12 protein-coding genes are annotated in these 15,021 nt (G+C 40.9%); all 12 read left to right on the top strand.

Annotation, left to right across the window (positions count from 1 at the left end; all coding sequences use genetic code 11):
• Positions 1 to 19 precede the first annotated feature (19 nt).
• The 12 genes from mfd to ACE198_RS25065 all read left to right on the top strand — a co-directional run bounded on the left by mfd (position 20) and on the right by ACE198_RS25065 (position 15,009).
• Positions 20 to 3,565 carry a transcription-repair coupling factor gene (gene mfd / locus ACE198_RS25010; RefSeq protein ID WP_375377441.1) on the top strand — a complete coding sequence of 1,182 codons (3,546 nt, stop codon included), beginning with the start codon at positions 20 to 22 and terminating at the stop codon, positions 3,563 to 3,565.
• A 290-nt stretch (positions 3,566 to 3,855) separates the two neighbouring features.
• Positions 3,856 to 4,392 (top strand): stage V sporulation protein T, encoded by a 537-nt coding sequence (gene spoVT / locus ACE198_RS25015; RefSeq protein ID WP_098576767.1) that lies wholly within the window; start codon positions 3,856 to 3,858, stop codon positions 4,390 to 4,392.
• Positions 4,393 to 4,953: 561 nt separating this feature from the next.
• Positions 4,954 to 6,570 (top strand): putative polysaccharide biosynthesis protein, encoded by a 1,617-nt coding sequence (locus ACE198_RS25020; RefSeq protein ID WP_375377442.1) that lies wholly within the window; start codon positions 4,954 to 4,956, stop codon positions 6,568 to 6,570.
• The gene (gene yabN, locus ACE198_RS25025) at positions 6,564 to 8,033 is read left to right on the top strand and encodes a bifunctional methyltransferase/pyrophosphohydrolase YabN (protein WP_375377443.1); all 1,470 of its coding nucleotides are present in this window, start codon (positions 6,564 to 6,566) and stop codon (positions 8,031 to 8,033) included. Before ACE198_RS25020 ends, yabN begins: the two co-directional genes overlap by 7 nt.
• A 17-nt stretch (positions 8,034 to 8,050) precedes the next feature.
• A complete protein-coding gene (locus ACE198_RS25030; RefSeq protein WP_098576770.1) occupies positions 8,051 to 8,326 on the top strand; it encodes an RNA-binding S4 domain-containing protein in 276 nt (91 codons plus the stop codon).
• Positions 8,327 to 8,402: 76 nt separating this feature from the next.
• Positions 8,403 to 8,705, top strand: a complete 303-nt coding sequence (yabP, locus tag ACE198_RS25035) for a sporulation protein YabP (RefSeq protein ID WP_098576771.1) — start codon at positions 8,403 to 8,405, stop codon at positions 8,703 to 8,705.
• Positions 8,702 to 9,334 (top strand): spore cortex biosynthesis protein YabQ, encoded by a 633-nt coding sequence (gene yabQ, locus ACE198_RS25040; protein WP_098576772.1) that lies wholly within the window; start codon positions 8,702 to 8,704, stop codon positions 9,332 to 9,334. Before yabP ends, yabQ begins: the two co-directional genes overlap by 4 nt.
• A gap of 13 nt (positions 9,335 to 9,347) precedes the next feature.
• Entirely contained in the window at positions 9,348 to 9,731 is a 384-nt protein-coding gene (locus tag ACE198_RS25045) for an FtsB family cell division protein (RefSeq protein ID WP_098576793.1), read from the top strand.
• A 246-nt stretch (positions 9,732 to 9,977) separates the two neighbouring features.
• A complete protein-coding gene (locus ACE198_RS25050) occupies positions 9,978 to 10,415 on the top strand; it encodes a S1 domain-containing RNA-binding protein (protein WP_098576773.1) in 438 nt (145 codons plus the stop codon).
• Positions 10,416 to 10,713: 298 nt separating this feature from the next.
• Positions 10,714 to 13,191, top strand: coding sequence for a stage II sporulation protein E (spoIIE, locus tag ACE198_RS25055; protein WP_375377444.1), 2,478 nt, complete (start codon positions 10,714 to 10,716; stop codon positions 13,189 to 13,191).
• A gap of 95 nt (positions 13,192 to 13,286) precedes the next feature.
• Positions 13,287 to 14,024 carry a VWA domain-containing protein gene (locus tag ACE198_RS25060; RefSeq protein WP_098576775.1) on the top strand — a complete coding sequence of 246 codons (738 nt, stop codon included), beginning with the start codon at positions 13,287 to 13,289 and terminating at the stop codon, positions 14,022 to 14,024.
• Positions 13,993 to 15,009: a serine/threonine protein kinase gene (locus ACE198_RS25065; protein WP_375377451.1), complete on the top strand. Its 1,017-nt coding sequence runs from the start codon at positions 13,993 to 13,995 to the stop codon at positions 15,007 to 15,009. Before ACE198_RS25060 ends, ACE198_RS25065 begins: the two co-directional genes overlap by 32 nt.
• The last annotated feature ends 12 nt before the right edge of the window (positions 15,010 to 15,021 follow it).

Raw genomic sequence — 15,021 nt, forward strand, 5'->3', positions numbered from 1 at the left:
GAAGAAGGGAGGAGAAACCTTGAATGCTTTAACATCGTTATTCCTCAAGCAGGAAGATGTCCATTCCGTGATTGCCGGAGTGGAAGAGGGCCTAAAGGAACAGCTGATTGCTGGGTTATCAGGATCGTCTAGAACCGTGTTAGCCGCATCTATTTACGAACAAATGCAAAGGCCGATCATGCTCGTCACACATAATCTACTACAAGCACAAAAACTTTATGATGATATTGTCAATCTATTAAGCGAGAAGGAAGTTTTCCTTTTTCCTGCGAATGAGTTAATTGCTGCTGAAATGAGCATTGCCAGTCCTGAATTAAAGGCACAAAGAATAGAAGCCTTGAATTACTGGAGTAAACATAAAAAAGGAATACTAATTGTCCCCGTTGCAGGGTTAAAGAAAATTGTCCCCCCTAAGTCAATCTGGGAGAAATACCAGCTCTCATTAAAATTAGGAGAAGATATAAATATCGACCAAACCTTAAACACATTTATCAAAATGGGGTATGTTCGAGCAGAAATGGTAACAACACCAGGGGAATTTAGTGTAAGAGGCGGGATTATTGATATTTATCCGCTAACAGAGGCCAATCCGCTCCGAATTGAATTATTTGATACAGAAATCGACTCGATTCGTTCCTTCTCTTTAGAAGACCAACGTTCGAAGGAAAAGGTTTCAGAGATTCAGATTGGACCGGCAACAGAGGTATTACTGGAAGCAGAGAATTATAGCCAAATTGTTGAGAAGCTTGAAGCAGGGTTAGGGAATAGCCTTCGAAAGCTGAAGGATGATAAGGCCAAAATGCAACTGTCACAGAATATCAGTTTTGAATTAGAGCAATTAAAAAATGGACAGAAGCCTGACCAAGTCTTTAAATACCTATCACTAGCGTACGACCGTGCTAGTAGTCTACTAGACTACCTGCCAAGAAATGGACTTGTATTTGTTGATGAAATAAGCCGAGTTCAAGAAATGAATGATTCATTAGTAAAAGAAGAGGCAGAATGGTATACAAGTTTACTTGGCACTGGTCAGATTATCCATGATTTACATATTTCCCATGACCTAACTGTACTTTTGCAAAAAAAGGAATGGCCAATCGTTTATATGTCCTTATTTTTGCGGCATGTGGCAAATACCAGCCCGCAAAATATTATTAATATATCCTGCAAGCAAATGCAAAACTTCCACGGTCAGATGCATTTGTTAAAAGCAGAGGTGGACCGTTGGAAAAAAAGCAATTATTCTATTTTATTTTTAGGACCTGATGAAGAACGGGTTAAAAAGCTAGAGCGTGTCCTCGAGGATTATGAGATCAGTGCGAGTGTAATCAAAAGCGGACAACAGCTGATGCCTGGTAAAGTTCAAATTATGCATGGGAATCTGCAAACAGGTTTTGAACTGTCCATTCAGAAAATAGCGGTGATTACTGAGGAAGAACTATTTAATAAACGTGTCAAAAAATCTACTAATCGCCAAAAACTATCAAATGCTGAAAGAATTAAAAGTTACTCTGAGCTAAAAATCGGTGATCTTGTAGTTCACGTCAATCATGGAATCGGTAAATATCTAGGGATTGAAACGCTTGTCATTAACGGAATTCATAAGGATTATCTCCATATCCGTTATCAAGGGACAGACAAACTATATGTCCCTGTCGAACAGATTGACCTGGTCATGAAGTATGTTGGTTCGGAAGGCAAAGAGCCAAAGATCTATAAGTTGGGCGGAACGGATTGGAAAAAGGTTAAGAAGAAGGTTCAATCTTCTGTTCAAGATATTGCTGATGATCTAATTAAATTATATGCAGAGCGGGAAGCGGCGGTTGGCTATGCCTATTCACCTGATGGAGATTTGCAGAAAGATTTTGAAACGTCTTTTGCTTACCAAGAAACTGATGATCAATTGCGCTCTATTCATGAGATTAAAAAAGACATGGAAAGGCCGCGTCCGATGGATCGCCTTCTTTGCGGAGATGTTGGCTATGGAAAAACAGAGGTAGCCATTCGTGCCGCCTTCAAGGCCATCGCTGACGGCAAGCAGGTAGCTTTTCTGGTTCCAACTACCATCTTGGCCCAGCAGCATCATGAAACATTACGGGAAAGGTTTCAGGATTATCCCATTAATATTGGCCTGTTAAACCGCTTCCGTTCGAAGAAACAACAAACAGAAACAATTAAAGGATTAAAGGCAGGGACGATTGATATTGTCGTAGGAACACACCGCCTGCTTTCCAAAGATATTGTTTACCGGGATTTAGGCCTGTTGATTATTGATGAAGAGCAGCGTTTTGGAGTGACTCATAAGGAAAAGATCAAGAAACTAAAAACAAATGTTGATGTCTTAACCTTGACGGCAACGCCAATCCCTCGAACGCTGCATATGTCTATGCTTGGTGTCAGAGATTTATCGGTCATCGAGACGCCGCCTGAAAACCGATTCCCTGTCCAAACGTATGTAATGGAATATAATGGTGCATTGGTGCGGGAAGCGATCGAAAGGGAACTAGCCCGAGACGGACAAGTTTATTATTTATATAACAGGGTGGAAGATATTGAGCGAAAAGCGGAAGAAATATCAATGCTTGTGCCGGATGCACGCGTGGTATGTGCTCATGGTCAGATGACAGAAAATGAATTAGAAACGGTGATGATCGGCTTTTTAGCGGGTGAATATGATGTTCTTGTTAGTACCACCATCATTGAAACCGGTGTGGACATACCGAATGTAAATACCTTAATCGTTTATGATGCGGATCGAATGGGTCTGTCTCAGCTTTATCAGCTCCGCGGCCGCGTCGGTCGTTCAAATCGTGTCGCCTATGCCTATTTCACTTATCGAAAAGATAAAGTTTTAACGGAGGTCGCAGAAAAGCGTCTTCAAGCTATTAAGGAATTTACCGAGTTAGGTTCTGGTTTTAAAATTGCCATGCGTGATTTATCGATCAGGGGAGCGGGTAATTTATTAGGTGCCCAACAGCATGGATTTATTGACTCTGTTGGTTTTGACCTTTATTCCCAGATGCTAAAAGAGGCGATTGAAGAGCGAAAGGTAAGCATCGGCGTACCTGGAACAGCTGTAAAGAAATCAGTCGAAATTGACCTTGAAATTGATGCTTATATTCCTGATACATATATTAAGGATGGGCATCAAAAGATAGAGATGTATAAACGGTTCAGGGGTGCTGAGTCCCTCGATGATATTGAGGAACTTGAATCAGAAATGCTCGACCGTTTTGGGGAGTATCCGGAAGAGGTTGCCTCTTTATTTCAGATTGCTGAAATGAAAGTTTATGCTCTATTAAATGGCGTGGACCAAATTAAACAGTCGAAACAAGAAGTAACCATTTTAATAAATGAAGAGGTGACCAACACCATTGATGGAAGTAAGATTTTCCAAATTGGCAGTCAGTTTGGCAGAAATGTTTCTCCAGGAATGGAAGGTCCTCGACTGAAAATTGTTATTAAAATCAAGGATTATTCTGTTTCAGAATGGTTGAATATTACCTTTGAAATGGTTAAGGGTGTATCCAAGGCCAAAAAGGTTCATGAAAATCCCGTGAATTAAGAGGAATTGGCTAACACAGAGTTACTCTAACCAAGTTAATCCGTTTGATCGAATCATTCCAAAGAAATGAAGCATTATCCAATTTGGGATAATTCTAAGATATTTGAAAAAAAATTACGTTTATGTATATAACTTTCCAGATGAAAGATACTAAGTTCAAAGTTGGTGATGATTGGCAAGAAAGGCGGAAGCGGCCGAATTATCTAATTTGGAAAAGCTAGTCTATTTCTTACCTCTCAAGGATCATTACCAAGTTGAATAATCATCAGATGAAAGTGAGGCAACATTGGATGAAAGCAACTGGAATAGTTCGTCGAATCGATGATTTGGGTCGTGTTGTCATTCCCAAAGAAATACGCAGAACTTTGCGTATACGCGAAGGGGATCCGTTAGAGATCTTTGTGGATCGAGACGGAGAAGTCATCTTGAAAAAATATTCACCTATTAGTGAATTAGGTGATTTTGCCAAAGAATATGCTGAAGCGCTTTTTGATAGCCTTGGAAACCCTGTATTAATTTGTGATAGAGACTCTGTTATCGCAATGGCCGGCGGTTCTAAGAAGGAATACTTAAATAAAAATATTAGTGATGTCATTGAAAAGTCCATGGAAGAGCGAAATTCAATCTTGAATACTCAAAAGGGCGATATTGCCTTAGTGGATGGTAATGAGGAAGCGGTAACTTCCTATACGATTGGACCTATTATTGCAAATGGTGACCCGATCGGAGCAGTCATTATTTTTTCTAAAGAAGGAACTCTTGGCGAGGTGGAACAAAAGGCGGTAGAAACTGCAGCTGGGTTCCTTGCTCGACAAATGGAATCATAAAAAAGGCAGCGACAGCTGTCTTTTTTGTTTGGCTCTGTTAATTGGGCCTGTTGATTTCCGCTCCAGGCACTTCGCTTTCCGCGGGCGTTGCGGGGAGCCTGTCCAGCTCCAGCGCCTAGCCCCTCGAGGTCGCTTCGGTCCTGCCGCTGAAGTCAAAGAACGACTTCAACGTCAGGCCCTCCAGCGCTTGTCGGGGCTGAACAAGGCGCTTCCGCATTTCTTCTCCTCGGCGCTTTCAGCACCTGTGGGGTCTCCCCTGCCCCGTACTCCCGCAGGAGTCTTCGTGCCTTCCGCTCCAATCAACAGGGTGCCAATATCACCAATGAACTTCCATTGCCTTTTATTAGTTAAAATAGACCCTCTCCATGATATAATAACCTTCGAGTTTGTATTTTAATGTCTAGCTCCAGCGCCCAGCGGCTAGTGTACTTCGCCCTTTTCCTGTCGATAAGTCAACATCGAATCACTACGCTCTTCGTGTTTCCTTTATCTCAGTCAAAGTGCTCCAGTCCATACGCCGCTAAACGGGCGCTTGCGCTTTTCTTTTTGGTAGGTGAATGAATGAAGTCTGTGAATCAGTCTAGGGCTCTGTTTAGGGGGGCTTTTATTTTAATGCTGGCGGCACTGGTTACAAAAATTTTAAGTGCCTTTTACCGAATTCCTTTTCAAAATATTGTCGGTGATATCGGTTTTTACATATACCAACAGGTGTACCCGTTTTATGGAATGGCCATCGTCCTGTCGACGACGGGCTTTCCGGTGGTTATTTCTAAGCTGTATGCGGAGCAGAAACTAAAAGGTGACGATATCAAATCTCGTCTCTTGTTATTTTTCTCCTTTATTTATTTGCAATTATTTGGTTTTCTTTGTTTCTTGGTTCTTTATTTTGGGGCAGGCAGCATCGCGGTTTGGATGAATGACCCGCATCTAGCGATTCTTTTACGGGTTGTCTCGATTGTGTTTTTGATGTTTCCACTGATATCAATCCTACGCGGGTATTACCAAGGCAGCGGCAACATGGTTCCTACCGCCTTATCCCAGGTGGGCGAACAATCAACCAGGGTGGTAACCATCCTCTTTCTAGCATATCTTTTTATGGAAAAGGGCTATTCACAGTATCTTGTTGGCGGAGGGGCCATGTTTGGCTCGATTACAGGCAGTATGGTCTCAGGAATCATCTTGTTTATGTTTTTGTGGATTCGTAAAGAATGGAAGGTAATAGCACCCAGTCCAGGTATGTTTCAAAACTATACTGGCGAGGCCAAAAAGATCCTGAAGGCACTGATCTTCCAAGGTCTAACGATTTGTATCAGCGGGATGCTGATGATTTTTATCCAGTTAGGGGATTCGTTAAGTCTCTTCTCCCTGCTTGTCTCAAGTGGTGTGGAAAAAGACATGGCCAAGGGCCTTAAGGGGATATTTGATCGGGGGCAGCCGCTTATTCAATTAGGTACCATTGCTGCGACCTCGATGTCATTAACACTGGTTCCTTTAATTACAAGAGAGCGTTTATCAGCCAAACCGGAATTTTTGCAACACAAAATTCAAGTAGCTCTTAAGGTAAGTGTGATTATTGGTGTCGGGGCATCGGCAGGACTATGGGCAATTATTGAACCAACCAATACGATGCTGTTTGAAAATAACGCAGGATCTGAGGTCATTGGTGTGCTTGGCTTTATGATTCTATTTACATCGATTACATCAACGATTATTGCCATTATGCAAGGGCTTGGTGTCATGCTTTTTCCTGCCATCGCGGCAGCCCTTGCCTTTCCGGTAAAATATATACTAAATGGTGTGTTCGTTCCCTTATATGGAACAATGGGGGCAGCCATTTCTTCACTGCTTTCACTATTTCTCGTCACAGTTCTGTTATTCGTTCAATTTAAAAAGATCACCAGGATATCGCTATTTTCTCTGCGCTTTTCGTGGACGGTGGTCATGGCGACAGCAACTATGGTTGCCTTTTTAAAAGTTTATTTATATTTATGGGGCACAGATGATGTTGGACGAATCGAGTCCGTCTTCCAATCGCTAAGTTCCGCTATATTAGGTGGATTCCTCTTCTTATTGGTGATGATTAGGGGGAGAGTGTTTCTTGAAGAAGAACTATCATTATTTCCATTTGGAAGTAAATTAATAAAATTAATGGCACGAAAGGATAGGAATAAATGGTGAAAAAGATTGAGATTCTTGGTTTAGGTGCAGGGGATTTAGCGCAGCTTCCCGTTGGAGTGTATAAGAAATTAATGAACGCAGGAGAGGTGTTTTTACGGACGAAGGAGCACCCTGTCGTCGCTGAGTTAGAGAATGAAGGATTTACTTATCTTTCGTTTGATGCGATTTATGAAAAGCATGATCAATTTGAGGATGTGTATGAAGAAATTGCTCAGACACTATTAGATAAGGCCGGCCGCGAGGCGGTGGTTTATGCGGTTCCCGGACACCCGCTAGTGGCGGAGCAGACCGTACAGCTCCTTTTAGAGTATGGTCCAAAGCGAGAGATTGAGATTACAATTGGCGGCGGTCAAAGTTTTATTGACGCCTTATTTACGTCGTTAAAAATTGACCCCATTGAAGGATTCCAATTGCTTGATGGGACATCACTGTCCAAAGAGCAGCTGCAGATTCAACAACATATGATCATTGGCCAAGTTTACGATCAATTTGTTGCTTCGAACGTGAAACTAACGTTGATGGAAAAATTACCTGATGATTATTTGGTGTATATTGTAACGGCAGCAGGAAGCAGCGCTGAGATTATCGAGAAAGTACCTTTGTATGAGTTGGATCGAAATGTATCAATCAACAATTTAACCTCCGTTTATATCCCTCCAGTTAAAGAAGAACAAATTCTTTTGAAGAATTTTTCAAAACTCAGGGAAATTATTGCCGAACTCAGGAGTCCGACGGGCTGTCCATGGGACCGGGAGCAAACACATGAATCCTTAAAGAAATACTTAATTGAAGAAACCTTTGAAGTGATTGATGCAATAAATAGTGGAGATATTGATCATTTAATTGAGGAACTTGGCGATGTACTGCTGCAGGTCATGCTCCATGCACAAATTGGTGAGGATGATGGTTATTTTTCGATAGATGACATTATTGAGGGATTATCAGCAAAAATGATTCGACGCCATCCCCATGTGTTCGGAAATGTTGAGGCAGAGAATGCGGATGAAGTCGTTCGAAATTGGCAGGAGATTAAGAGACAGGAAAAGGGGGAAGAAGCGCCCAACTCTTTACTTGAGGGGGTGTCGATGGCCTTACCCAATCTGTTAAGAGCCTATGAACTGCAAAAGAAAGCAGCCAAGGTTGGCTTTGATTGGCAGGAAATTACCCCTGCTTTGGAGAAAGTGAAAGAAGAACTCGAAGAATTTGTGCAGGAACTTGATGGAACAGAAGAAGGGATGAAACGTGCGAAAGGGGAATTCGGTGATTTATTATTTGCGTTTGTAAATGTCGCCAGATTCTTAAAGATTCATCCGGAAGAAGCTTTGTTTGAAACCAATGAGAAGTTTACACGCCGGTTTCAGTTTGTCGAGGAAAGGGTAAAGGAAAGCAGCAGGACATTTGAGGAACATACACTTGAACAACTTGACCAATATTGGGATGAGGCAAAAGTTAAGGGATTATAAAAGAGGAGGACAACTACATGCGTCTTGATAAATTTTTAAAAGTATCTCGTTTAATTAAAAGAAGGACCTTAGCAAAAGAAGTATCGGATCAGGGACGAATTGAAATTAATGGGAAAGAGGCTAAGGCCAGCTCAACGGTAAAAGTCGGCGATGAATTAACCATTCGTTTAGGCCAGAGAAAGGTAACAGCGAGGATTGACCGAATTCAAGATACCACACGCAAGGAAGATGCGGCAGAAATGTATACTATCATCAATGAAGAAAGAATTGGCTCCACCGAATCGCCGTTTTAGTAACCGGGTTCTAATTTTTCCATCCCTCACATAAATATGTATCAAAAAGGTTGTACAAAGATTGTGAGGGATGTTAATGAGCCAATTTTATGAGAATAATCCATCAAAGAGCACCGTTCCAGAACATGATGTCATCATGAGGGGCAGAAGGTTGCTTGATATTACAGGGGTTAAACAAGTTGAAAGTTTTGATAATGAGGAGTTTTTACTCGAGACCACCATGGGGTTTTTAGCTATCAAAGGGCAGAACCTGCAAATGAAAAACTTAGATGTAGAAAAGGGGCTTGTTTCGATCAAGGGGAAGATTTTTGATCTAGTTTATCTTGATGAGCAGCACGGGGAGAAAGCTAAAGGATTCTTTAGTAAGTTATTCCGATGAGCCTCTCGACTCAATTTTTCACCCTGCTTTCGATGATTGGAATGGGCACCTTGTTTGGTGCCATGTTCGATACTTATCAACGGTTTTTAAAACGGCCGAAACGAAAGCAATGGATAGTCTTTTTTAATGATTTACTCTTTTGGATTATCCAAGCAGTGATTATTTTCTATACCCTATTTTTAGTCAATAATGGCGAGCTTAGATTTTATATCTTCCTCGCTCTTATTTGTGGATTTGCTGCTTACCAGAGTCTGTTTAAAGGGATCTATCTTCGCTTGCTCGAATTTGTGATAAAATCTGTGATTGCGATCAGCCGCTTCTTGAAAAAGACCTTCCAGCTATTGATCTATAAACCAATTGTTGGGCTTGTTCAGTTTATTATCATCATTATCATTGCGATTGGCAGGGGCCTTTTCACCCTTGTAAAATTTATTGGTAAGGTTTTATTATTAATAGTCAAAATTATTGTCGTTCCGATGCAAAAAATCCTGTTGCTTTTTTGGAAACTTTTGCCGAAAAGTATTAAAAAATCCGTCGAGAAGTTATATAATAAAACGGCAGGAAATTTTCAGAGAATCAGGAATTATATTACTAAGTTTATAGATAGATGGAAAAAACGAAATGAGTAAGGCGGTGAGGGAAATGGGAGCAGAACAAAAGAGTAGTGTATCAAAGATTCAGACAACCTTTGTAAAGCAGCAAGAATATGCAGAAATTGCTTCAGCTAGGAAAAAGAAGTTATTAGCAAGAAGGCTGACAATGTTTCTGGTATTTGCGAGCATTCTCTCTTACTTGATGATTTCCAGTAACATTTCCCAAACGGCAAAGCTCAATGCTAAGATTGCACAGAAGAAGCAGCTGGATCATGAGTTAAGGCAATTAAAAGGGCAGCAAGATATTCTAAATGAAAATATTATTAAATTAAATGATGATGATTATATTGCAAAGTTGGCAAGAAAAGAGTACTTTTTCTCCAGTAAAGGTGAAATCATTTTTAATATTCCAGATGAAAAGAAGGGTAAATGAACCATTTTATAGTCATATTGACACTGATTTTTTTCTTTTTGTATAATATAGAGTAAGATTGATTTTTTATCCCGCATCAACGGGCAGTAAGACCCTCACTTCAAGACTTTGATGGGACAAAAAGGATTGGTGGGGGTCAACTGCCCATAAATGCCCGATTGGTTCAACTAACAATCAGTGGGAGATGGAAAAACCCCCCACTGATTGAAGTTTCACTTTATACTTTTAAGGAGGAACATTCTTTTTATGTCAATTGAAGTAGGCAGCAAGTTACAAGGAAAGGTAACCGGGATTACTAATTTTGGAGCGTTTGTGGAGCTGCCGGAGGGCTCAACAGGACTCGTACACATCAGTGAGGTCGCAGACAATTATGTGAAAGATATTAATGACCATTTGAAGGTTGGCGACCAAGTAGAGGTAAAAGTCATTAATGTTGAGAAGGATGGAAAGATTGGGCTGTCGATTAAAAAGGCAAAGGATCGCCCTGAGTCACAGCAAAGATCCCACTCAAACTCACACTCACAACGCCCTCGTCAGGGTAGAAACAACGATCGTAATAATTTTAAGCCGGAAAATTTTGAAACCAAAATGGCCAAATTTTTAAAAGATAGTGAAGATCGTTTATCTTCCTTAAAAAGGAACACAGAGTCCAAACGTGGAGGAAGAGGAGCTAAGCGGGGGTAACTTGCTGCTAAACTTTTAATAGGATAAAGAGTGGATTCACTTCATATCTATAGGTAAAGACAGGTCGAAAATGACCTGTCTTTTTTGTACTTTAAATGGAAAATGGGTGTCAGGCACCATGTGAATTTATTCACATGGTGCCTGACACCCATTTTGTTTCGACACTAATTAATATTATTTGAATGATAATAGTGAAAACAGTCGAACGATTTTTTTTGCTAGTTCACTAATTTGACAAACTTCTGTGTCTATTAATTTTATAATTATCTGAACAATGAAAGAATAGGGAGTGTGATTTATGGAAAAGACAAATGCTAGTTTCATAGAACCGGTCAGTGAAGTTAATCTTCAGCCATCCAAATGGGCTTTGCAGAGTGGATTGAAAAAGATTCAACTAATGCTGGAGTCCTTTTTCATAAAAAAAGGGTTCTTACTATTATTGGTTGGTTTTTTGCTTGGACGGGCCTTGATCTTGGCGAAGCTGACCCCTTTTTGCCTTCCCTTTTTTGCTTCTGTTTATTTAATTAAGCGAGATCGGGCACCGCTTGCCTTGATCGGACTGGTTATCGGGGCAGTGACCATTTCCTTATCAAATGCTGCCAGTACCTTTATCATTACCCTTTGCTTTATCGTTGTTTTTCGTATTAGCAAGAAATGGCTAAGAAATGAGTTGAAGGCAGCGCCGTTTTTTGTCGCCATTGTGCTTGGACTGGGGAAACTAGCTGAGGCATTTATCCTTTCAACACAATTGACACTATATGATTTCATGATGGTAGGGGTACAAACATGTCTAGCTTTTATATTGACGCTTATCTTTTTACAAAGTATTCCCTTGTTAACCTTTAACAAACGGAGACAATTATTAAAGACGGAAGAAATCGTCTGTTTAATTATCATGCTTGCTTCCATCATGACAGGGACGATCGGCTGGAAGGTATATGATTTATCGGTGGAACATATCTTGTCGAGATACTTAGTGTTAGTGTTTTCATTTATTGCTGGGGCAACTGTCGGCTCCACTGTTGGGGTGGTTACGGGGTTGATTTTCAGCCTTGCGAGTGTTTCAAGTTTTTATCATATGAGTCTACTAGCTTTTTCAGGTGTTCTGGGCGGCCTCATGAAGGAAGGGAAGAAAATAGGTGTTTCGATTGGTTTATTTATTGCCACGCTCCTCATTGGCATGTATGGAGAAGGTGGGGATGGTTCGATTCTGATGACCGTTTTGGAAACCTCGGCAGCTGTTTTTTTATTCCTGCTGACACCTCAAGTATTAACCTCAAGATTAGCGAAGTATATCCCTGGTACGCCGGAATACACTGCTGAACAGCAAAAATATATGCGGAAAATGCGCGACGTCACCGCGCAGCGAGTGTCACAATTCTCGAATGTCTTCCATGCCTTGTCCAAAAGCTTTTCACAGATGGAGGTTCAACCGCGGGAAGATGAAAATGAGCGGGAAATGGATTACTTTATGAGTAACGTGACTGAAAAGACCTGCCAAACCTGCTTTAAGAAAGATCAGTGTTGGGCAAGTAATTTTAATACAACCTATGCTTATATGGAAGAGATTATTCATGAAATGGATCAAAACGGTGGGAATATTTCTTCTAAACTAGCAAGGGATTGGGAAAGAATTTGTACACGTTCCAAAAAAGTCTATGAATCAATTGGCCAGGAATTAACCTTTTTCCAAGCCAACCAAAAGCTGAAGAGACAGGTTCAAGAAAGTCGTAAGTTGGTTGCTGATCAATTGTTAGGTGTATCAGAGGTAATGGAGAATTTCGCAAAGGAGATTCAACGGGAAAGGGAAAATCACCACAAACAGGAAGAGCAAATTATGGAGGCGATGCAATCGTTCGGTATTCACATTGAGCAGGTGGAAATTTATAGCCTTGAACAAGGAAATGTCGATATTGAAATGTCCTTGCCATTTTGCAATGGCCATGGTGAATGTGAAAAGTTAATTGCCCCGATGTTATCAGATATTCTTGGTGAGACGATCGTTGTAAAACTGGAAGAATGTGCAACCGTTCCGACAGACTTTTGTCATGTGACATTCAGGTCGTCAAAGGCGTATACGGTGGAAACAGGTGTAGCTCATGCAGCAAAGGATGGCGGACTTGTTTCAGGCGATAGCTATTCGACGATTGAACTAGGATTTGGTAAGTATGCGATTGCCATCAGCGATGGGATGGGAAATGGAGAAAGAGCACACTACGAAAGTAAAGAAACCTTGCTTCTTTTACAAAAAATCCTGCAATCGGGCATTGAGGAAAAGGTGGCGATAAAATCAGTTAATTCCATCCTTTCACTTCGGACAACGGATGAAATTTTTTCTACGTTAGACTTAGCCATGATTGACCTGCAAAATGCATCAGCGAAGTTCCTTAAGATTGGATCCACACCGAGTTTTATAAAGAGAGGAAATAAGATTATTAAAATCCAAGCCAGCAATTTGCCAATTGGAATGATTCAGGAATTTGAAGTGGACGTGGTAAGTGAGCAATTGAAGGCCGGAGATTTACTCATCATGATGAGTGATGGGGTATTTGAAGGACCCTTGCATGTAGAGAACTATGATTTATGGATGAAACGAAAACTACAAGGATTAGAGACAAACGACCCACAAGAAGTAGCTGATTTAATCCTAGAGGAAGTGATACGCTCGCGCTCTGAGATTATCCATGATGATATGACAGTAACGGTTGCAAAAATAAACCATAATACACCAAAATGGGCGTCCATTCCTGTTCAAAAATTAAAGCGCCAAGCATGAACAAGTTATTTTATGCAGCTTCTATGTTAAATATGTATAAATCACCTTCTTCCCGTCGAAAATGGTACCAATACATGTAGTGAAGGGAGAAGGTTATGTATACAGGGAAGATTCGCCAAATTTTACTTATTACCGATGGATGTTCCAATCAAGGAGACGATCCAATTGCCATGGCTGCACTCGCTAGAGAACAGGGAATCACTGTTAATGTTATTGGAGTGATGGAGCAGGATACCATTGATGAAAAAGGGATGACCGAAATTGAAGGGATTGCCATGTCAGGCGGAGGAGTCAGTCAGATTGTCTATGCCCAGCAATTATCGCAGACCGTACAAATGGTTACCCGCAAAGCCATGAATCAGACGATTCAAGGAGTGGTAAACAGAGAATTGCAGCAAATTTTGGGACGGTCACAAACGATGGAAGATCTCCCGCCTGAAAAACGAGGCGAAGTTATGGAGGTTGTGGATGAATTAGGAGAAACTGTCGAATTAGAAGTGTTGATTCTTGTCGATACAAGTGCCAGTATGAAACACAAACTGCCGACAGTAAAAGAAGCACTCCTTGACCTCTCTCTAAGCTTGAACGCTCGTACAGGTGATAATCAATTTTCAGTTTATGTATTTCCCGGGAAAAAGAAAGATGTCGAAATGCTGCTGGATTGGACACCGAAGCTGCAAACATTGACAAGTGTATTTTCCCAATTGTCTACGGGAGGAATAACCCCGACAGGACCAGCGTTACGGACAGCGCTATCCTCGTTTGATCAAAAACAATCCTTAAGGAGCCTTCTTTCACGTGATGATGAATCATACTTTGAAGAGTCAATGTAAAGTAAGCCCAGGAACGGTCATTTCAGGGAAATGGCATTTGAACAAGTACACGATTATAAGGGAACTTGGATTTGGAGCAAACGGGGTGGTCTATCTTGCCAAACATAATAACACTCAAGTAGCGCTGAAAATGAGTGATAATGGGATGTCGATTACTTCAGAAGTAAATGTATTAAAATCCTTAGCAAAGGTCCAGGGAACCCCAACCCTTGGGCCTTCTTTGCTTGATGTTGATGATTGGCAAAGTAATCAAGGACGGGTTTCATTTTATGTCATGGAATACATCGACGGCCCAGACTTCTTATCCTTTTTACAACAAAAGGGAAAGTCGTGGACGAGTGTGTTATTTTTGCAGCTGTTAAATGATTTAGATAAGCTACATGAAAATGGCTGGGTATTTGGCGATCTTAAGCCAGAAAATTTAATTGTCACAGGACCGCCTCCCAAAATAAGGTGTATTGATGTGGGGGGTACGACCATACAGGGGAGAGCCATTAAGGAGTTTACTGAGTTTTATGATCGCGGCTATTGGGGGCTGGGTTCAAGGAAGGCCGAACCTTCGTATGACTTGTTTGCAGTGGCCATGATTATGATTAACACAGCCTATCCCAAACGATTAACGAAAACAACAGGGGGGATTGCGCAGTTAAAGGAAGCGATACGTCAGAAGACAGAGTTAATAGCTTGGGAAAAAGTCATTTTAAAAGCACTTCAAGGCCAATATAGCAGCGCGAAGCAAATGAGAGCAGACCTATTAGATCTGATGATTGATAAAAAAAATCCCGATCCAGTTCCCAAAAAGACGGGCGGGACGAGCAAATTAGCATCAAAACAACAACCACAGCCAGGTTCGATGGGAAGTAAATCGATGACAAGGCAGCACTACCGTAGAAAAAAGAAAAAAAGCAGTTGGATGGAATTCTGGTTAATAGCCATTGTGTTAGGCCTATTATACGCATGGTATACATTTAATAAATTACTATAAATGTTTGAAACT

Source organism: Neobacillus sp. KR4-4 (assembly GCF_042136325.1).
GTDB lineage: Bacteria > Bacillota > Bacilli > Bacillales > Cytobacillaceae > Neobacillus.